Origin of the sequence: Corynebacterium otitidis ATCC 51513 (assembly GCF_000296405.1) — a bacterium.
Lineage (GTDB): Bacteria > Actinomycetota > Actinomycetes > Mycobacteriales > Mycobacteriaceae > Corynebacterium > Corynebacterium otitidis.
Genome location: NZ_JH815194.1, coordinates 231,691 through 250,896, shown reverse-complemented (window position 1 = coordinate 250,896; position 19,206 = coordinate 231,691). Strand labels below are relative to the sequence as shown.

At 70.5% G+C, this 19,206-nt stretch carries 16 protein-coding genes and 1 tRNA gene; 9 read left to right on the top strand and 8 right to left on the bottom strand.

Annotated features, from left to right (window positions below; genetic code table 11):
- Window positions 1-602: 602 nt before the first annotated feature.
- Both HMPREF9719_RS06540 and HMPREF9719_RS06535 read left to right on the top strand, forming a co-directional pair.
- Window positions 603-2,348 carry a VaFE repeat-containing surface-anchored protein gene (locus tag HMPREF9719_RS06540; RefSeq protein WP_145972318.1) on the top strand — a complete coding sequence of 582 codons (1,746 nt, stop codon included), beginning with the start codon at window positions 603-605 and terminating at the stop codon, window positions 2,346-2,348.
- Window positions 2,349-2,514: 166 nt separating this feature from the next.
- Window positions 2,515-3,240 (top strand): class F sortase, encoded by a 726-nt coding sequence (locus HMPREF9719_RS06535; RefSeq protein ID WP_004601200.1) that lies wholly within the window; start codon window positions 2,515-2,517, stop codon window positions 3,238-3,240.
- Window positions 3,241-3,395: 155 nt separating this feature from the next.
- On the opposite strand, the gene HMPREF9719_RS06530 is transcribed toward HMPREF9719_RS06535, so the two are convergent.
- From HMPREF9719_RS06530 to HMPREF9719_RS06520, 3 genes are all read right to left on the bottom strand, one after another.
- Complete coding sequence (locus HMPREF9719_RS06530; protein WP_004601199.1) at window positions 3,396-4,286, bottom strand: metal ABC transporter permease; 891 nt, start codon at window positions 4,284-4,286, stop codon at window positions 3,396-3,398.
- 2 nt (window positions 4,287-4,288) lie between these two features.
- On the bottom strand, window positions 4,289-4,990 hold the full coding sequence (locus HMPREF9719_RS06525) for a metal ABC transporter ATP-binding protein (RefSeq protein WP_004601944.1): 702 nt from the start codon (window positions 4,988-4,990) through the stop codon (window positions 4,289-4,291).
- A gap of 166 nt (window positions 4,991-5,156) precedes the next feature.
- The gene (locus HMPREF9719_RS06520) at window positions 5,157-6,200 is read right to left on the bottom strand and encodes a metal ABC transporter solute-binding protein, Zn/Mn family (RefSeq protein WP_004601197.1); all 1,044 of its coding nucleotides are present in this window, start codon (window positions 6,198-6,200) and stop codon (window positions 5,157-5,159) included.
- A gap of 164 nt (window positions 6,201-6,364) precedes the next feature.
- Between HMPREF9719_RS06520 and HMPREF9719_RS06515 the strand changes: the two genes are divergently transcribed.
- Window positions 6,365-7,504 (top strand): LacI family DNA-binding transcriptional regulator, encoded by a 1,140-nt coding sequence (locus tag HMPREF9719_RS06515; RefSeq protein WP_004601196.1) that lies wholly within the window; start codon window positions 6,365-6,367, stop codon window positions 7,502-7,504.
- A 29-nt stretch (window positions 7,505-7,533) separates the two neighbouring features.
- Here HMPREF9719_RS06515 and HMPREF9719_RS06510 read toward each other — a convergent pair whose 3' ends face one another.
- The 3 genes from HMPREF9719_RS06510 to thrE form a co-directional block, all read right to left on the bottom strand.
- Window positions 7,534-7,737, bottom strand: coding sequence for a hypothetical protein (locus HMPREF9719_RS06510; RefSeq protein WP_004601195.1), 204 nt, complete (start codon window positions 7,735-7,737; stop codon window positions 7,534-7,536).
- Window positions 7,738-8,014: 277 nt separating this feature from the next.
- The gene (locus HMPREF9719_RS06505) at window positions 8,015-8,449 is read right to left on the bottom strand and encodes a hypothetical protein (protein WP_004601194.1); all 435 of its coding nucleotides are present in this window, start codon (window positions 8,447-8,449) and stop codon (window positions 8,015-8,017) included.
- 74 nt (window positions 8,450-8,523) lie between these two features.
- Window positions 8,524-10,023: a threonine/serine exporter ThrE gene (gene thrE / locus HMPREF9719_RS06500; protein ID WP_004601193.1), complete on the bottom strand. Its 1,500-nt coding sequence runs from the start codon at window positions 10,021-10,023 to the stop codon at window positions 8,524-8,526.
- A gap of 215 nt (window positions 10,024-10,238) precedes the next feature.
- On the opposite strand from thrE, the gene HMPREF9719_RS06495 reads away from it, so the two are divergent.
- The 3 genes from HMPREF9719_RS06495 to HMPREF9719_RS06485 all read left to right on the top strand — a co-directional run bounded on the left by HMPREF9719_RS06495 (window position 10,239) and on the right by HMPREF9719_RS06485 (window position 13,189).
- Window positions 10,239-10,314 (top strand) — tRNA-Thr (locus tag HMPREF9719_RS06495).
- 96 nt (window positions 10,315-10,410) lie between these two features.
- On the top strand, window positions 10,411-11,730 hold the full coding sequence (locus HMPREF9719_RS06490) for a C1 family peptidase (RefSeq protein ID WP_004601192.1): 1,320 nt from the start codon (window positions 10,411-10,413) through the stop codon (window positions 11,728-11,730).
- 109 nt (window positions 11,731-11,839) lie between these two features.
- Entirely contained in the window at window positions 11,840-13,189 is a 1,350-nt protein-coding gene (locus HMPREF9719_RS06485) for a C1 family peptidase (RefSeq protein WP_004601191.1), read from the top strand.
- Window positions 13,190-13,314: 125 nt separating this feature from the next.
- Here the strand turns inward: HMPREF9719_RS06485 and HMPREF9719_RS06480 are convergent, their stop codons facing one another.
- On the bottom strand, window positions 13,315-14,820 hold the full coding sequence (locus tag HMPREF9719_RS06480; protein WP_004601190.1) for an MFS transporter: 1,506 nt from the start codon (window positions 14,818-14,820) through the stop codon (window positions 13,315-13,317).
- A 210-nt stretch (window positions 14,821-15,030) separates the two neighbouring features.
- Between HMPREF9719_RS06480 and HMPREF9719_RS06475 the strand changes: the two genes are divergently transcribed.
- Window positions 15,031-15,762, top strand: coding sequence for a response regulator transcription factor (locus tag HMPREF9719_RS06475; RefSeq protein ID WP_004601189.1), 732 nt, complete (start codon window positions 15,031-15,033; stop codon window positions 15,760-15,762).
- Window positions 15,763-15,767: 5 nt separating this feature from the next.
- On the top strand, window positions 15,768-17,342 hold the full coding sequence (locus HMPREF9719_RS06470) for a sensor histidine kinase (RefSeq protein WP_004601188.1): 1,575 nt from the start codon (window positions 15,768-15,770) through the stop codon (window positions 17,340-17,342).
- A gap of 36 nt (window positions 17,343-17,378) precedes the next feature.
- Here HMPREF9719_RS06470 and HMPREF9719_RS06465 read toward each other — a convergent pair whose 3' ends face one another.
- Window positions 17,379-17,804 (bottom strand): HIT family protein, encoded by a 426-nt coding sequence (locus HMPREF9719_RS06465; protein WP_004601187.1) that lies wholly within the window; start codon window positions 17,802-17,804, stop codon window positions 17,379-17,381.
- Between the two features lie 123 nt (window positions 17,805-17,927).
- Here HMPREF9719_RS06465 and purD point away from each other — a divergent pair, with 123 nt between their 5' ends.
- Complete coding sequence (gene purD / locus HMPREF9719_RS06460) at window positions 17,928-19,205, top strand: phosphoribosylamine--glycine ligase (RefSeq protein WP_004601186.1); 1,278 nt, start codon at window positions 17,928-17,930, stop codon at window positions 19,203-19,205.
- Window position 19,206: the final 1 nt, after the last annotated feature.

Genomic DNA, 19,206 nt, shown 5'->3' with positions numbered 1-19,206 from the left:
CATGCCGAGGCCAGCGACCGGTCCCGAGCCTAGCTGGGCTGGCCGGGACGCGAACCACGGTAACGGGTAGGGCCCGGGGTGAGCTCCCGGGGCGTAGCGGGAGCGACCGCGGGGCGCAACCGAAAATTTGAGATGACTAAAAAATGACTGAGAATTTGCCTGCGATTAAACCTACTGCTGGCGGGCTTCGGTCACATTTTTCAACAAGGAAAAGGTATATATGCAGCTAGCAGGCATGATTTTCAACTTGGAGAAGCCTTGACAACCTTATAGAACACTGACGGCCTCGGGGTGTCGACCATGGTGGCTCGACGACGCGGCCCGGTGCGCCACGCCGGCCGCGCGTAAGACACGCAAGCCCGGTCGTTTCTCGGCCCTTGAGAGGTGCGCCGAGGATCCTCCGGCAGTTAATCAATCGCGAAGGGTTTATCGTACACAGACGAACAGAGATGCTGGGGTTCAGGCGTCTCATCGCCTTGCTCGGGGCTCTCGCCCTGGCGCTGTCCGCGTTAGTTGCCAGCAACTACGCGAGCGCCGAGGGCGACCCTCAGCGGGGCTATGGGGAGCCGGTCCCGGAGGCACAGCCAGTCTTTCCCGAGGGCGTGACGTCCAACGAAAACGGCTCGTCGAACATGTTTAACCTCGTTCTCCTCCCCGACGGGATGGGGTACGGATGGTGCGTCGACCCCGGGACCCCGTCGCCGACGCAGAACGACGTCGAGTTCACGGGCCCTGTGAAGCTCACCCACGTCAAGCCGCTGCTCACGGCTGACCGCGCGCCGTGGGGCCCGAACTTCGAGGAGATGTCGCAGCCCGTCGAGTTCCAGAACGAGGGCGTGCGCCGCGACGCGGTCATTCACGTCGTCAAGGAGCTGCGCAAGGCGCTCGATGCGCGGGACCAGGATCGCGTCAAGAAGCTTCACCAGGCGCTTCAGCTGCTCATCGGCTCCTACGTGGGCCAGATGCTCACCAATCTCGGGCGCACCGCCACGGGCAGCACCGACTACGGCTGGGCCATCGACAACGAGTTCCTCGAGGGCGAGACTGGCTTCCGCGCCGTTGGCGCCAGCGACGGCGTGCTGGAGTACACCGGCAACAGCACGGAGCCCATCCCCGAGGCCGACCCGGACGAGTTCATCACGATCGCGTCCCCGGTCGATTACGACGTCACCGATAACGGTCCTCGCCGTAACTCGGCCCAGCGCACGGTGCTGATCGACCAGCCCGGGCTGAAGGAAGAGGATGACGAGGAGGAAGAGACTCCGGAGCCGTCGGAGTCTGAGGAGCCGACGCCGTCGACGACGTCGCCGAGTGAGGAGCCGGTTCCGGAGCGGGAGCCGTCGATTGGTACGACCGCGGAGTTCGGTGAGGATTCCGAGCAGGTGGTTGTTGCTGGTTCGGTGGTGACGGATTCGGTGGAGTACCAGGATCTGGTGCCGAACACGGATTACCGGCTTGAGGCGTCGTTGGTGGATAAGCAGGACGAGTCGCGTGTGTTGGGTACGGCGTCGAAGGATGTGCGTACTGGCGATGAGTCTGATGGTGTGTTCACGATTGATATTCCGGTTGATGACGATGTTGTCGAGCCGGTGGAGTCTGCGGTTGTCTTCGAGCGGCTGGTGTCTGACGTGGTGGATGCGTCGGGTGCTGAGTCTGATGAGGACGGCAATGTGATTGCTGTTCACGAGGACATCGATGATGAGGGTCAGACGGTGGTGTCTGAGGAGACGCCGTCTGGGTCGCCGTCGGAGTCGGAGTCTGAGGAGCCGGCGCCGTCGACGAATCCGTCCAAGCCTGAGAAGGGTGAGCAGCCGCGGAAGGTCGAGATCAGCACTAACGCCAAGCTTGCTCCCGGCGAGGAGCTCGTCGAGGGTGCGACCGTCATCGACGAGGTCCACTTCGAGGGCCTGACGCCCGGCAAGAAGTACACCCTCGAGGGCGAGCTGATCTGCAAGGCCACTGAGGAGCCCACCGGCGCCAAGGAGTCGATCGACTTCGTGGCCATCGAGTCCGAGGGCTCGATCAAGCTCCCGATCAAGGTCACCGACGGTGAGTGCGGCGAGCAGGTCGTCTTCGAGACGCTCCGCGACTCGGACGGCGAGGTCATCGCCACGCACCACGACGTCGACGACGAGGCGCAGACCGTGACGCACGAGGACGAGGCCAAGCCGAAGGACGAGTCCGAGGAGCCGGTTGACGACGAGCCCGAGGGCGAGAACGTCACCTTCCTCGTCGACGACCGCCCCGAGGTCGGGATCCCCTCTGCGCCCAACGCCGAGCGCCAGGAGATCACCTCGGTGCCGACCGGTTCCGACCGGCTGGCCCCGGGTATCCCCGCCTACGTCTAGCGGTCAGGGCTCGCCGAGCCTGAACCGATAGACCGCCCGGGCCGGCCGCGAGTCGGCCCGGGCAACCGCCCCGCGCGGCCCTTTCTCGCCGCGCGGGGCGGTGTTTTTCCCGTACCTATCCGTTCGTGCGGGGAGTTATTACCCTGCCCCCTTGGAGGTCTCGTAGATGACACACGACGCGGACGCCCAGCACAGCCAGCCCGACGGCGGCGACCAGGCCGCCGACGAAGACCACAAGCGCCGCTCCCCGGTCGGAATCATCATTGCCGTCGTCGCGGTGGTGGCCCTGGTCATTGGTATCGGCGCGTGGGCGATCAGCTCGAATTCCGGGGACGATGAGGAGAATCCCATCGCCGGGCAGGAGGCCGCTCCCGAGGAGGACATCCCGCCGGTCGACGACTCCGGCGAGCAGGAGCACGAGCTCGAGCCCGCGCCCGGCGAGCGTGAGGGCGTCGAGGGCATGGCGATCAGCGTGGACGGGGAGACTGCCCCGGTCGACTTCGTCCAGGTCACCGACCAGGGCGTGCTGCTCCCGCCGCAGGACGTCTCCCGGGTGGGCTGGTACTCGGCCTCGGCGATCCCCGGCGAGTACGGCGAGGGCTCCTCGGTGATCACCGGGCACGTGAACTTCGCCGGCCAGGGCGAAGGCTTCGCGCGGCGCTTCGTTGACCTCGCGGAGGGCTCCGAGGTGATCGTCCACGTCAACGGCGAGGACCGCGCGTTCCGGGTGAGCGAGCCGCCCGAGCACGTCACCAAGGGCGACGCGCTGCCCGAGGTCGTCAACCAGGCCGAGGGCGACAACCGGCTCGTGCTCATCACCTGCGGCGGCGAGTTCGTCGGCGGGCAGCTCGGCTACGCCGACAACGTCATCACCGTCGCCGACCCGGTGTAGCGGAGCCTCGACGATTCCGAGATACGGGCAGGGCCCCGGCCGCGCTATGCGGCCGGGGCCTTTTTCTTACCTCCGGGCCCTCGCCGTAGGCGCTGGATGACTGTGCTTTCTCACCCGTCCGGGTAGCCGGCGTCGGAGCGGCAGCAGGTCAACCTTTAAGCCGTCGCCGCGGAGTGGTGAGCGTCCTCGCGGGCGGCGCGTTGCGCGGCCTTGAGGCTGCGCCCGGTCCACCAGCCGATGAGCCGGCAGACGAGGTAGATGACGAAGCTCGTCGTGGTGACGAACACCGAGACCGGCAGCCCCGGCGCGAGTGAGAGGACCATGCCTACCACGGCGGAGACCTCCGCGAAGAGGACGGACCACCCCACCGCGGCGACGGGCGAGGCGGTGATCTGCACGGCCGCCGCGCCCGGGGTGATGAGCAGCGCGAGGACGAGCAGCGCGCCGACGATCTGCAGGGACTGCGCGGCGGTGAGCCCGACGAGCATGGCGAAGCCCACGGAGAGGACCTTGACCGGCACGCCCGCGGCCGCGGCCATGTCGGGGTCGACGCTGGAGAAGAGCAGCGGGCGCCAGAAGACGAGCACGAGCCCGACGACGAGCGCGGTGATGACGGCGAGCATCGCGACCGAGCCCTCCGAGACGCCGACGATGCGGCCGGTGAGCAGGGAGAGCGCCGCGCGGGGGTTGCCGGGGTAGAGGTAGAGGAACAGCACCGAGAGCCCCAGCCCGAAGCTCATGACCGCGCCGATGGCGCTGTCCTGTTGCTCGCGCAGGCCCAGCACCGCGAGCAGCACGGCGGCGGCGATGGCGCCGGCGACGGCGCCGAACTCGACGCCGATGCCGAAAAGCAGCGCCCCCGAGGCGCCCATGAGCGCCAGCTCGCTCGTGGCGTGCACGGTGAACGACATGCGGCGCAGGACGATGAGCGGGGCCATCACCCCGGAGAGCACGCCGAGCAGCGCGCAGGCGACGAGCATGTCCTGGACGAAGCCCACCCCGAGCAGGTAGGCGGTGTCCTCGACGAAGGAGTCCCACCACGACACGGCTAGATCACCACCAGTCGGCCGTCGACGTCGGCGACGGTGATGTCGGCCTCGTAGAGCTCGGAGAGCACCTCGGTGCGCATGACTTCGTCGACGGTGCCGAGCACGTGGCCGCGCGGCCCGAAGTAGAGCACCCGGTCGGTGACGCGGAGGACGGGGTTGATGCCGTGGGTGACGAACACGATGGCGGTGTCGTGGCCGCGGCGCCGCGCATCGAGCATGTCGATGGTCTCGCGCTCGCGGGCCGGGTCGAGGCTTAAGAGCGGCTCGTCGGCGAGGATGACCTGGGGGTCGTTGGCGAGCGCCTGGGCCTGGCGGATGAGCTGCTGCTGCCCGCCGGAGAGCGTGCCCGCCCGCCGGTTGGCGAGGTGCTCCGCGCCGACGGAGCGCATGAGGTCGAGCACCTGCTTTTTCTTCGGGGCGCGGCCGCGCAGCACCCCGTGGCGCAGCGAGAGGGAGACCAAATCGCGGGCCCTGATGGGCAGCTGCTTGGGAAACATCTGCTGCTGCGGGATGTAGCCGACGCGCTCGGGCGCGTCGATGCGCCCGCCGGTCAGCTGCCGGGTGCCGAGGATCGCGGCGAGCAGCGTGGACTTGCCGACGCCGTTGGGGCCGAGCACGGTGAGCCACTCGCCGGCTTCGACACCGAAGCTGAGGCCCTCCCACAGCGGCCGCATCGAGGCGTCGTGGAACTGCATGATCACGGGGTCGATGACTCCCTCTTCTACGTGGTCCTGGTGAGACAGGCGCGGCGCCCAGGCCCCGGGGTCTCGCCCCGCCGGGGGCGGGGAGCGGGGCGCTGGGCGCGCGGTGCGAAGTCTAGGCCCGCCCCAAGGCAGCGGTGGCGGCGGGGCGGGCGCGGGGCGGCTTCTAGGCCGCCTGCTCGCCGGCCTCCTCGAAGGAGTCGAGGACGGAGGCGAAGAAGTCGAAGAAGTTCTCGCCGGCCGGCGGGACCTCGACGACCTCGATGACGGGCAGGTCCTGCTCCTCGGCGGCGTCTAAGAGCTGCTGCTCCTGGTCGCCGGCGGTCTGCGGGTTGAAGATGAGGGCGTCGATGCCGCCGTCGTTGATGAGCTCTAAGAACTCGTTGAACTCCGCGGCGGAGGGCTCCGACTCGGCGAGCGTCGTCGCCTTGTACTGATCCGGGGTGGCGTCCTCGACCGGGGAGTCCTGGACGAGGTAGTCGGCCACGGGCTCGGTTTGCGCGACGGTGATCTGGGGGAGCGCGGCGATGCGCTCGTCGAACTCGTCGAGCTGCGCGCCGACGGCCTCCGGGTCGACGGTGATGCTGTCGTCGAGGGCGGTCACCTGGTCGGCGATGTCCTGCGCGGTGGCGCGCAGCGCATCGGTGTCGTACCAGATGTGCTCGTTCACCGGCTCCTCGTCGTCGTGGTCGTGATCGTGGCCGTCCTCGCCCTCGTGGTCGTCGGCCCCCTCGTCGTGGTCGTGACCATCCTCGTGGTCGTGGTCGTGGTCGTGGTCGTGACCGTCCTCGTCGCCATGATCGTGATCGTGGTCGTGCTCGGTGAGGGGGAGCGGGTGGACGATGTTTGCGGTGTCCTCGTCGAGGCTCTCGTAGAGCCACGCGTCGTAGCCGCCCCCGCCGACGATGACGAGGTCGGCCTCCTTCGCCTCGGAGATGTCCTTCGCGGACGGTTCGTAGTGGTGCGGGTCGTCGGTGTCGTCGTCGAGGATCGAGCTGATCGTCACGCTGTCGTCGGTGATGACCGCCTCGGCGAGGTCGGCCCAGATCGCGGTCGAGGCGACGATGTTCAGGCCGCCGTCCTCGGCCGGCTCGGTGGTGCCGTCGGCGGCTGGCTCGTCGTCGTCGCCGCAGGCCGCGACGGTGAAGAGGCCGGCTGCGGCCAGGGCGGCGCCGGCGATGCGCTTCGGGGTGCGAGGCAGAGTACTCATGAGCCCGAACGTAACGACTATCGGAAAACAGTGTCAAAATGAAAGGGAAACGAAAACCATCTGCCAGGCAGGCGAAGCCCGGGCGACAGGGCGCCGCGGGCCCGCCCCGGGCGGCGCCGGCGGGCCCGGGCCGCGCCGCGTTGACGCTGCTAAGCTCGGCCGCTATGCCCCTTAGACGGTCGCAGTCCACGACGCTCGCGGCGCTCGCGAGGGAGCTCGGGGTGTCGCGCACGACCGTGTCGAACGCCTACAACCACCCGGAGCAGCTCTCCGCGGAGTTGAGAAAGAAAATCCTTGCCGCCGCGCGGCGGCGGGGCTACCCGGGCCCGAACCCGGCCGCCCGGAGCCTGCGCACGAGGCGCACCGGCGCGATCGGGGTGGTGCTCACCGAGGACCTCGGCTATGCGTTCGACGACCTCGCCTCGGTGGACTTCCTCGCCGGCGTCGCCGAGGCCGGCCACGGGACGCGCACCTCTCTCAACCTTTTGCCGCTCGGGGCGGACGGCAGCGCCGGCGGGGAGCTCATCGCCGGCGCGAGCGTCGACGGGTTCATCGTCTACTCCGTCGCCGCCGAGGACCCCGCCCTGAACGCCGCCCTCGGTCGGGGCCTGCCCACCGTCGTCGTCGGGCAGCCGGGCTCCCTGCCGAAGGCGCGGCGCGGCCGCGCGCCCGCGGGCTTCGTGGGCATCGAGGACCGCCCCGCGATCCGGCCCGCCGTCCGCGAGCTCACCCGGGCGGGGCACCGCCGCATCGGGGTGCTCGCCATCCGCCTGTTCCGGGAGCGCAGCCAGGAGGGCCCGGTCGCCGCGGCAGCGGTCGGCGGGGCCGACTTCCACATCCAGCGCGACCGGGTGCTGGGGGTGCTCGACGAGTGCCTCGCCGCCGGCGTCGACCCCGACTCGGTGCCGGTGGTCTCCCGGCACATCAACGACCCGGCCAACGCGCGCTCCGCGGCAGCCGAGCTCCTCGACTCGAACCCGGGGCTTACCGCGGTGGCGTGCACGACCGACACCATGGCGCTCGGGGTGCTCGACGAGTGCGCCGCGCGCGGCTGGGCGGTGCCCGAGCGGCTCTCTGTCACGGGCTTCGACGGGATCCGGCCCGCGCTTGAGCGGGGCCTTACCACCGTCGTGCAGCCCAACCGCGCCAAGGGCGTCGCGGCCGCGGAGATGCTCGCCGGGCTCGTCGCCAACGGCCGGGAGGACGGGGCCGCCTCCCCGCCGGAGGGGCGCGGCGGCTTCGCGCGTGCGGAACTCCTCGAGACGAGCCTGCACCCCGGCGGCAGCGTCGCCGCCCCGCGCTAGGAGACGCCGCCGGCCCTAGGGTGCCGCGGCTACTGCGCGACGAGGCGGATGACGGTCGGCTCGCCGGCGGGGTCGGCGGCGGGCCGGCGCAGCACTACCTCGCCGTCGGCGGGGCGCTCGATGCCGTAGGTCTCGTCGTCGAGGAGCTCGTCGAGGACCTCGGAGGTGAGGCGCTGCCCGCCGGTGCATTCCGAGTCGTCGCCTTCCTCGGGGCGCAGCGCGCCGAAGGCCACCTGGCTGGCGTCCTTCGGGTCGGCCTCGCCGCCCTCGCCGTCGAGGAAGCGCGCCTCGCCGCTAATCCGCCGGCAGCCGTCGTGGCCGGTGAGCTCGCCGTCGTCGACGTAGAGGCGCGCGAGCCCCGCGGCGTCCTGGGGCAGCGCCCCGGCCAGGCCGAAGTCGGCGTAGACCTCGGTAACCTGGAAGGTCGTCGCGGCGAGACCTGGGGAGCAGCCCGCCGCACCGAGCGCAGCGGCGATCCCGGCCGCCGCGCCGAGCGCCCGGAGGAGGGAGTTAATCGTCGGAGCCCTCGCCGGAGGAGGCCTTCTTCGAGGCTGAGGACGTCGACTTCTTCGCCGCGCTCTTCGTCGACTTCTTGGTCGTCTTCTTCGCGGCCTTGGTGGACTTCTTCGTCGTCTTCTTGGTGCTCTTCTTCGTCGACTTCTTCGCCGTCGACTTCGACGACTTCTTCGCCGTCTTCTTGGTGGACTTCTTCGATCCCTTCTTCGTCGCCTTCTTCTTCGCGGGCTTGTCCTCGGGGAAGTCCTCCTCGAACTTCGCGTAGTTCAGCCCGTTGGGCTCGATGCCGAGCATGCACATGAGCGTCACCCCGTCGAGGGTGCTCTCGGCGTAGCTGGCCACGACCCGCCGCGCGGCGGCGGCGGTCTCCGCTTCGACCTTGTGGTTCGACTCGTTGGCGGGGCGGGTGTCGGTGACCTTCGGCGGCACGGATCCTCCTGCTATGAAAAAGACGTCGTCATCCCGCGGGCGCGGCGCGGGCAGGGCATACGGGATATGCCATCCTACTCGCCCTTGGCGCCGGGCGCCTGCCGGCGGGTGCGCCGCGCGCGGGCGACGGGACCGGCCGCGCGCCGCGCCTCGGTGAACGCGGAGCGGGTGTAGCGGCGGAACACGCGGTAGGGGTTGAAGCGCTGCGGGCGGCGGATGCGGCGGGCCAGCCACTCGCCGAGCACGACGCCGGCGGCGAGCCCGCAGGCCGTCGCCATGGCGGTGGCGATGTTCGCAAACCCGATGACCATCTGCTCGTTGAGCGCGCCGTACATGCCCCGGTAGAACGCGAGGCCCGGCAGCATCGGGGTGATGCCGCACAGCGCGATGATGAGTGGCGGGATCGCGAAGCGGCGGGCGAGCAGGCCGCCGGCCAGGCCGATGAACACCGCGCTCACCGACGCGGAGATCACCGCGCCGAGCCCCACGCCGAGCATGAGGGCGTGCTGGCTGGCGGCGCCGAACATGCCGGTGATGCCCGCGAGTGTCACCGCTGGCCACTTCGCGTAGCTTGCAATCGCGAAGCCCACCGCGGCGAGGCCGCCGGCGAACACGCGCAGCGCGATCGACGAGAAGTTCGGCGGCGCGACGGCCTCCATGGGCGGCAGGGCGATCCCGATGACGGAGACGATCTGGATGCCCATGCCGACCCCGGCGATGATCGCGCCGGTGGAGAGCAGCGTCTCGAAGAAGTGGGCGCTCGCCGTGACGGGCGAGCCGGTGATGCCGTCCTCGAGGGACTGCACGAGCGTGAGACCCGCGAGCAGCACGATGATCCCGGAGGCGATGATCTGCGAGGGCCGGAAATCCATCCCGAAGCGGGTGGCCGCCGCGAACGCCGCCGCGGCGGGCAGCGTCGCGATGAGCCCGCCGATGACGTTGTGGAAGAAGGGCGGCAGGCTGTGCTGTGCGAGCTTGTGATTCACGCCCATGATCAGCGTGCTGGTGAGGAACGAGATGATCCCCACCAGCGGGGTGCCGCCGAGCATGATGGCCAGCGCCCCGCCCATGAGCCCCCAGCCCAGTGTTGCGGTCTTCGCGCCGTAGCTCGGCGGGCGCGCCTCTAAGTCGTTGAGGATGCGCTCGGCGACCTCGGGCGGGGTGGCGCCGGCCTGGATCGAGCGGATGAGCCGGTCGACGTCCGCGAGCTGCGAGAAGTCCACTGTCAGGCGGCGCACGACGCGGAAGATGGACACCGGTTCGGAGCGGTTCACGCCCGTCGACGCCGACATCATGATGTTGTTCATCGTGATGTCGACGTGGCACCACACCAGCCCGTAGGCGGACGTCACCGCCCGGATTTGGGCCTTGGTGTCGGTGTTGGACGTGCCCGAGGAGAGCAGGATGTCGCCGATGCGCGCGGCGATCTCCATGACGCCGGCGACCTCGGCGGTGCTGGTGAGGTCGACGGGCGCGAGCGGCGACGGCGGCGGCGCGGCTTTCGCCGTGTCGATAGTCGCCCGATGGCCGGGGCCGGCCAGCCACTCGCGGATCCGCCCGAGGACTCGTGTCACCAGCGCCCACCTCGCTCGAAAAGATCAGGACAACCCGGAAAGCCCGGGCGGCCGGCGCCTCGCGCCCGGGCCGCCGTGGTGGGCCGTTACTGTAGTCGCTCCCCGCGCCCCGCGCACCTACCCCCTCGCGCGCGGCCGGCGGCGGGCGGGCCGCGGGCGCTCGGGTACACTCCACGCGAGGCCAGGGCCCGCCCGACGGCGGCCTCAGGCCTCGCGCTGGAGTGGCGCAATTGGTAGCGCAACGGTCTTGTAAACCGTAGGTTGCGGGTTCGAGTCCCGTCTCCAGCTCCACCGGCGCCGCGGCCGCCCGCCCGCGGCGTGCCGCGGCCCGCGGCGGGGCGCCAATCCGGCCCCGCGGCGCGCGCGCCGCGCGTATAACTGGCAGGCATGGCACGATACGAACTCACAGAAGACCGGCTCGCCGCGCTGCGCGGCGGGCTCGGCGACGGCGGGCGGCCGGACGCGGCCACCCGGCGGGCGCTCAACGCGGCGACCACGACGGACGTCGACCAGCTGGCGATCAACCGCGACGCGGTCGTCGCGCTCGGCCCCGAGGTGGAGGGCAAGCTCGACAGCCTCTCGGTGACCGACCAGAAGCAGTCGGGGCGCTGCTGGATGTTCGCGGCGTTTAACGTGTTCCGCCACCGCGTCGCCAAGGAGCTCGGGGTGGAGAACTTCGAGTTCTCCGAGGCGTACCTGCAGTTCTACGACCTGCTCGGCAAGGCGGAGGTCTTCCTCGACTCGATCGCGAAGTTCGAGCCGCCCTACGACGAGCGCGAGGCGGCGCTGCTTCTCGGCTACCCGGACGGCGACGGCGGCTGGTGGGAATTCTTCACCAGCCTGGTGAAGCGCTTCGGCGTCGTGCCGAAGTACGCCATGCCGGAGACCCAGTCGAGCTCCCAGACCAGGGCGATGGGCCGGGCGCTGGGCACCGTGCTGCGCCGCGGGGCGCTCGCCATCGACGCGGGCAACGCCACGAAGGAGGACGTGCTTCGCGACGTCTACCGGGTGCTCGCCGTGCACCTCGGGGTGCCGCCGGAGGAGTTCACCTGGCAGTACCGCGACAAGGACGGCGAGTTCCACCGCGAGGGCACGATCACCCCGCGGGAGTTCGCCGAGCGCTTTCTGCCCGACCTCGACGAGTACGTCCAGCTGGGCAACGACCCGCGTCCCGACCGCCCGTTCGGCACCCGCTACCTCACCGAGGGGCAGCAGAACGTCCCCGGCGGCGCGGAGTTCACGTGGGTCAACGCGAGCGCCGAGGAACTCAAGGCGACCGCGCGCCGCAGCCTCGAGGCCGAGGAGCCGGTGTGGTTCTCCAACGACGTCAAGCGCCAGCTGCAGCAGAAGCTCGGCCTGTGGGACACGAAGCTGCTCGACACGGACCTCTTCTACGGCATCGACTCGGAGCTGAGCAAGGGCGACCAGATGGCCACCCGCGAGTCGGTGCTCACCCACGCGATGGTCTTCACCGGCTACGACGAGGGCGTCGAGGGGGTCACCCCGCCGCGCTGGCGCGTGGAGAACTCCTGGGGCTCGAAGAAGTTCTCCTCCGAGGGCGGTGAGGGCTACGGCGTCGCCTCCGATCGGTGGTTCGACGACAACGTCTTCACCATCGTCGTGCACCGCCGCTTCGTCGACGAGAAGCTGCTTGCGGCCTTCGACGCCGAGCCCGTCGTCCTGCCGCCCTGGGACGCGATGTCCTAAGGCCCGCCGCCCGCCGGCGCGCCGACCGCGACAACTCCATAACCCTTCATGCCGAACCCGCCCGGAAGCCCCGGGCGGCATCCCCGTAGAGAGAAAGGACCAGCCTCACGTGAGCAGCCTGACGACCGACGAGGCGAACCTCCGCCGCTGGCGGGAGGACTTCAACGCCGACCGCGCCGCGAACGTCGCGCGCAACGCTGTGACCACCACCGACGTCGACTCCGTCGCCCTCGACCGCGCGGTGGTCACCTCCCTAGACCACAGCGTCTCCCACAAGGTCGACGACTGGAAGGTCACCGACCAGAAGCGCTCCGGGCGCTGCTGGATCTTCTCCGGGCTCAACAGCCTGCGCTCCGCGGTCATCAACGAGGAGAAGATCAAGGACTTCGAGTTCTCCCAGGCGTTCGCGCACTTCTACGACAAGCTCGAGAAGGCGAACTACTTCCTCAACGCCATGGCGGAGCTCGCCGACCGCGACATCGAGGACCGCACCGTCCAGCACCTGCTCGCCGAGCCCGTCGAGGACGGCGGCCAGTGGTCGATGTTCGTCGCGCTCATCGACAAGTACGGCGCGGTGCCGAAGTACGCCATGCCGGAGACCCACTCCAGCTCCCACACCGCGCACCTCAACCGGGACCTCAACGGGCTGCTGCGCCGCGGGGCCCTCAAGGTCCGCGAGGACGCCGCGAACGCCGAGAACACCATCGCCGAGGTGCTCGCCGACGCCTACCGGGTGCTCACCATCCACCTGGGCGTGCCGCCGGAGAGGTTCGTGTGGCAGTACCGCGACAAGGACGGCGACTTCCACCGCGAGGGCACCTACACCCCGCGCGAGTTCGCGAAGCGCTACATCCCCGAGGACCTCGGCGAGTACGTCTGCCTCGTCAACGACCCGCGCAACGAGTACGGCCGCCGCTACACCGTCGACTACCTCGGCAACGTCGTCGGCGCCGGTCCGGTGGTCTACCTCAACGCCCCGGCCGACGCGCTCAAGCGCGCCGCCGCCGCGACGCTCGTCGACGGTCGGCCGGTGTGGTTCGGCGCTGACTCCACCCCGCACGCCAGCCGCGAGCTCGGCTTCTGGGCCGACGGCCTCTACGACTACGAATCGCTCTACGGCGTCGAGCTCGGAATGAGCAAGACCGACCGGCTTATTACCGGCGAGTCGATGATGGTCCACGCGATGGTCTTCACCGGCGTCGACCTCGCCGACGCGGACGTCATCGACTCCGCCGCGTTGCCCGAGAACCCCGAGATCAACCGCTGGCGCGTGGAGAACTCCTGGGGCGGCGACAAGGCCGACACGGGCTTCTGGACGATGGCCGACAACTTCTTCGAGCCGTTCGTCTACGAGATCGCGGTCCACCCGCGCTACCTGAGCGAGGAGCTGCGCCGCGGGCTTGAGACCGAGCCCGTCGCGCTGCCGGCCTGGGACCCGATGGGCGCGCTCGCGCGCTAGAAACCAGCGCCCGCGGAGAGGGAAGCGGCCCCGCCGCCCCGGAGGATCATCCTCGGGGCGGCGGGGCCGCCGCCGTCGCGGGGCCGCACGCCAGCCGGTTTGTCGCTCGGCGCGGCGGCGGAGCTTTATTCGTTGACGAGGTCCTTGCTCGTGGGGTTGCCGCGGAAGAACCACGCGGTGAGCGCGGCGAGGACCAGCGCGATCGCGACGATCGCGGCCAAGAGCGCCGCGTAGGCCCCGTCGTAGGCGCCGGCCGCCTGGTCGTGCAGCGCCGGGTCGGCGAGCGCGTCGGCCGCGTTGGCGGGCAGGCTGTGCCCCATGATCCGGCCAACCGTGACGAACGCGAGCGGCAGCAGGCTCCCGACGACGGAGACGGCCGTGAGGTGCCCGAACTCGTAGGACACCTCCTCCACGCCCGAGGCCATGCCGGCGCGGTGGCGGGGCGCGGCCCCGACGATCGCTGTGGAGGACACCGACATCGCCGCGCCGGCGCCCGCCCCGACGAACGCGATGGAGGCGAGGAAGCCGGGCATCCAGCCGGCGAGGAAGAAGCCGGTCATCCCTGTCACGCCCGCGGCCATGAGCACGAAGCCGCCGGTGATGAGCGTGCGGAAGCCCAGCCTGTCGAGTAGCGCCCCGCCGCTCAGCGAGAAGGGGATCGCCGCGACCGCAGAGATCAGCGCCATGGAGCCGACCTGCAGGGGGCTGAAGCCCCCGGCGAGCTGGAAGCGCTGGGTGGTGAGAAGCGCCATGCCCGCGGTGACGAACTGCCCGCCGATCGCGGTGATCGTCCCGCCGAGGAACAGCGGGTTTCTAAAGATGTCGAAGGTGAGCAGCGGGTCGTCGAGGCGGCGCTGGCGCCGGGCGAAGGCCACGCCCCCGAGGATCGCCGCGAGCACCGAGACGGCGAGCAGCCACAGGTTCCGGTTGGGGTTCGCCGCCTCCCGGATGGTCATGGTCAGCCCGGTGAGCGCGACGAGCGCGAGCGCCGAGGAGCGCAGGTCCCACTTCTTGTAGGGGTTCGCGACGTTCGGCGGGGCGAAGAGGATGACGCCCAGAATGGCGAGCAGCGCAATGGGCACGTTGATGAGGAAGATCGAGCCCCACCAGAAGTGCTCGAGGAGCAGCCCGCCGAGTACCGGGCCGGCGGCCGCGCCCGCGGTGGCCACGCCCGCCCACACGCCGATCGCGATGGAGAGCTCGTGGCTGTCGACGAACGTCTGCCTAATGAGAGCGAGGGTGGCGGGCATCATCGTCGCCGCGCCGAAGCCGAGCAGGACGCGCGCCGCGACTAGGAACCACGCCTCCGGGGAGAACGCCGCGAGCAGCGAGGCGGCGGTGAAGACGACGAGCCCGATGAGGAACATCTTCCGGTGGCCGAGCTTGTCGCCGAGCGTGCCCGTGCCGAGGAGCAGCCCCGACATCACCAGCGGGTAGGCGTTGAGGATCCACAGGTTCTGCAGCTCACTGGCGCCGAGCTCGACGCGCAGCACCGGCAGCGCGGTGTAGAGCACCGAGTTGTCGATGGCGATGAGGAACAGGCCCGCGCTGATGATCCCCAGAAACGCCCAGCGCGCGGCGGGGCTCGCCGGCGATCCGGAGCCGGCGTCGTCGTGGCGGGAGGAGGACATGACCACGAATTCTATTCTTTCGCACCGACACGCGGAATACCCTCCCGGAACGTACAGCGACCTCTCAGCAACCGGTCACCGGACGTGAAGGGGGATGGTGTTTAGTGTGGGAGCTAGGAAGGCCGGAACTCGACACGCGTGGAGCCGGGCCGATCGAGACGCGCCGCCCCGGGGCTTGAAGGAAAGCCCGGGCGGCATGAGGAGGAAAGCATGGACCGCAACGCCGAGGCGGGGTCGCAGGCCAAGGTGCTCGTCGCCGACGACGAGCCCAACATCGTCGAGCTGCTCACCGTGGGTCTGAAGTTCCAGGGCTTCGAGGTGCGCTCCGCCGCCGACGGCGAGGAGGCTCTCGAGGTCGCTCGGGAGTTCCAGCCCGACGCGTTCATCCTCGACGTCATGATGCCCGGCATCGACGGCTTCGAGCTTCTGCCGAAGCTGCGCGACGCGGGTCTGGATGGGCCGGTGCTCTACCTCACCGCGAAGGACGCGGTGGAAAACCGCATCCACGGCCTGACCATCGGCGCCGACGACTACGTCACCAAGCCGTTCTCCGTCGAGGAGGTCATCACCCGCCTGCGCGTCATCCTGCGCCGCGGGGCCGGCACCCAGCCCGCCGGCGGCACCCCGTCGATCACGTACGCCGACCTCACCCTCAACGACGACACCCACGAGGTCACCAAGAACGGCAAGCTCGTCGAGCTCTCCCCCACGGAGTTCAACCTGCTGCGCTACCTCATGCTCAACGCCGAGGTCGTGCTCTCCAAGACGAAGATCCTCGACAACGTGTGGCACTACGACTTCGGCGGCGACGGCAACGTCGTCGAGTCCTACATCTCCTACCTCCGCAAGAAGCTCGAGCGTATCGACCCGAAGGGCGAGCAGCTCATCCAGACCGTGCGCGGCGTCGGCTACGTGCTGCGCAAGCCGAGGGAGCAGAAGTAGCCCCGGTGCTGGGTTTCGGCAACCGCGGCCAGGGGGCGGGCGCGCAGGCCGGCGACGCCGAGGGCGTCTGGGGCCGCCACGGCGGCTGGGGCATCGACGGCGCCTCGGTGGAGAGCCTCGACGAGCTCGGCGGCCGCGCCGACGGCTCCCGCGGCCCGGGGGAGAGCGACCGCGCCTTCGACCTGCGCCGCGTGCCGCTGCGCGTGTGGGTCGTCGTGCTCATCGTGACGATCTCCGGGGCGGGGCTCGTCGTGAGCTCGCTGGCGGTCACCTCGACGATGCGCGACGTCATCTACAGCCGCGTCGACGAGGAGCTCCAGAGCTCCATGGACGGCTGGGCGAACAACTCCGGGCTGTTCCGCGCCGGCGACGTGGAGCTGCTGCCGCCCACCGACTACTGCGTCATTAAGATCCTCCCCGACGGCTCGACCGTGCTCTTCAACGGCTCGCACGGCACCCCGAGCCTCGACCAGCTGCCGCCCGAGGGCGCGATCGAGACGCTGCCGTCGGCGGCGTCCGCGCCGGGCGACGAGCAGTGGCGCACGATCGTGCGCCGCGACGAGGGCATCACCACCGTCGTGGCGAAGTCCCTCGAGCAGGAGAACTCCATCCTCGCACGGCTGATGGTCGTGCAGTTCATCATCAGCGCGATCGTGCTCGTCATCCTCGCGCTTTTGGCCTACTACCTCGCCTACCGGGCGCTGCGCCCGCTGCGCGAGGTGGAGCGCACCGCCGGCGAGATCGCCGCGGGCGAGCTCGACAAGCGCGTGCCCAGCTGGCCGCAGAAGACCGAGGTTGGCCAGCTCTCCCGGGCGCTGAACACCATGCTCGAGCGGCTCCAGGGCTCGCTCGAGCACTCGCGCCAGCGCGAGGAGCAGATGCGCCGCTTCGTGGGCGACGCCTCCCACGAGCTGCGCACCCCGCTGACCTCGGTGCGCGGCTACGGGGAGCTCTACCGGGCGGGCGCGATCAAGGATGCCGACAAGGTGCTAGAGAAGATCGACGCCGAGTCCGAGCGGATGAGCCTGCTCGTCGAGGACCTGCTCGCGCTCACCCGCGCCGAGGGGCAGCGCCTCGACTTGAAGCCCGTCGACATGCTGGAGGTGGGGCTCTCCGTGGTGAGCTCCGCGCGGGCCGCGTTCCCCGAGCGCAGCATCTCGCTGGACAACCGCACCGAGGGCGTGCCCGTCGTCAAGGGCGACGCGAGCCGGCTGCACCAGGTGCTCCTCAACCTCGTCACCAACGGGGTGCGCCACGGCGGGGAGGACGCCTCGGTCACCGTGCGGCTCGCGCGCGGCCAGGACGAGAACGGCGACCGCGAGGTCATCGTCCGCGTCGTCGACGACGGCGTGGGCATGAGCAAGGAGGACGCCGCCCACATCTTCGAGCGCTTCTACCGCGCCGACCAGTCCCGCTCGAGGGCCTCGGGCGGCTCCGGGCTGGGGCTCGCGATCGCGAAGTCCCTCGTCGAGCAGCACGGCGGCAGCATCGCCGTCGACTCCGAACCGGGGAAGGGATCGACCTTCACCATCCGGCTGCCGCTGCTCGCCGAGGACGAGGACGCAGACGCCGACGAGTAGCCCCGACGCCGGGCGCCGGGAGCGGCGCCCGCGCCGTTAGGCGGGACGGCCGTCCGAGTCGGTGCCGAGCGCGCGGCGCAGCTTTTCCGCCGCGTCGTCCATCTTCGCGTCGTCCGTCTCGTCGGGGCTCAAGGCCGCCGCGAGGCTGTAGCCCGACATGTCGCTCGCGGGGAAGACGTGCACGTGGGCGTGCGGCACCTCGAAGCCCGCGATGAGCAGCCCCGCGCGCTCGCACTCGAAGGACTCCTCGACGGCGCGGCCCACCAGGCGCGCGACCCTCGAGACCTCCGCCCACAGCTCGGGCGAGAGGTCGGTCCACTTGTCGACCTCCTCGACCGGCACGACGAGCGTGTGGCCGTAGGCGACCGGCTCGATGGTGAGGAACGCGGCGACGGTGTCCGTGCGGTAGACGAAGCGCCCGGGCAGCTCGCCGGCGATGATCTTGCTGAACACGCTACTCATGGCCCGAATCCTACCTGCGCGCCCCGGCCCGGGCGGGGCGCTCGGCCGCGCCGCCGCGGGCGCGCGGCGGGGGAGAGGCTGCCCGGCCCGCGACGGCCGCGGGGTGGGCTACCCTGGGGTGCCATGAAGACTCTCGTCGTTGGCAGCGGCGCCCGCGAGCACGCGATCGCCGCGAAGCTGGAAACCGACCCCGAGGTCACCGAGGTCCACGCCGCGCCGGGCAACCCGGGCATCCCCGAAAGTCGGCGCCACGACGTCGCCGCCGACGACGTCCGCGGGCTCGTCGCGCTCGCCGAGGAGCTGGGCTTCGGGCCGGACGACCTCGTCGTCATCGGGCCCGAGGCCCCGCTCGTCGCAGGCGTCGCCGACCGACTCCGCGAGGCGGGGCTCTCGGTCTTCGGGCCCTCGAAGGAGGCCGCCCGCATCGAGGGCTCCAAGGCGTTCGCCAAGGACGTCATGGCCGAGGCCGGGGTGCTCACCGCCCACTCGGAGGGGCTCACCGCCGGCTCCTCGGAGCGCGACATCTCCGACGTGCTCGACCGCTTCGGGCCCCGCTTCGTCGTCAAGGACGACGGGCTCGCCGGCGGCAAGGGCGTCGTCGTCACCGAGGACCGCCAGGCCGCCCGCGAGCACATCGAGGCCGTGCTCGGCTCGGGCAGCCCGGTGCTCGTCGAGTCGTTCCTCGCCGGCCCGGAGCTCTCCCTGTTCCTCCTCGTCGACGGGGAGACCGTCGTGCCGCTTCTGCCCGCGCAGGACCACAAGCGCGCCTATGACAACGACGAGGGGCCCAACACCGGCGGCATGGGCGCCTACGCCCCGCTGCCGTGGCTGCCCGACGGCGCGGTCGAGCGCATCGTCGAGGAGGTCGCGAGGCCCGTCGCGAAGGAGCTCAACCGGCGCGGCGCGCCGTTTAGCGGGCTGCTCTACGCGGGGCTCGCGTGGGGCGAGGAGGGCCCTGCCGTCATCGAGTTCAACGCCCGCTTCGGCGACCCCGAGACCCAGGCGATCCTCTCGCTGCTCAAGACGCCGCTGGGCGGGCTGCTCCACGCGGTGGCCACCGGCCGGCTCGCCGAGCAGCCGCCGCTTAAGTGGGAGGACGGCTCGGCCGTCACGGTCGTGCTCGCCGCCGAGGGCTACCCCGGCCGCCCCGCGAAGGGCCGCCCGATCATCGGGCTTCCCGAGGACACCGACGAGGCCTACGTGTTGCACGCCGGCACGAGCCTCGACGAGGAGGGTCGGCTCGTCTCCTCGGGCGGGCGGGTGCTCAGCGCCGTCGGCCGGGGTCGCGACCTCGGCGAGGCCCGCGGGCGCGCCTACCGCGCGCTCGAGCCCATCGAGCTCCAGGGCTCCTTCTACCGCCGCGACATCGGCGACAAGGCCGCCGGCATCGACCTCTCCTAGC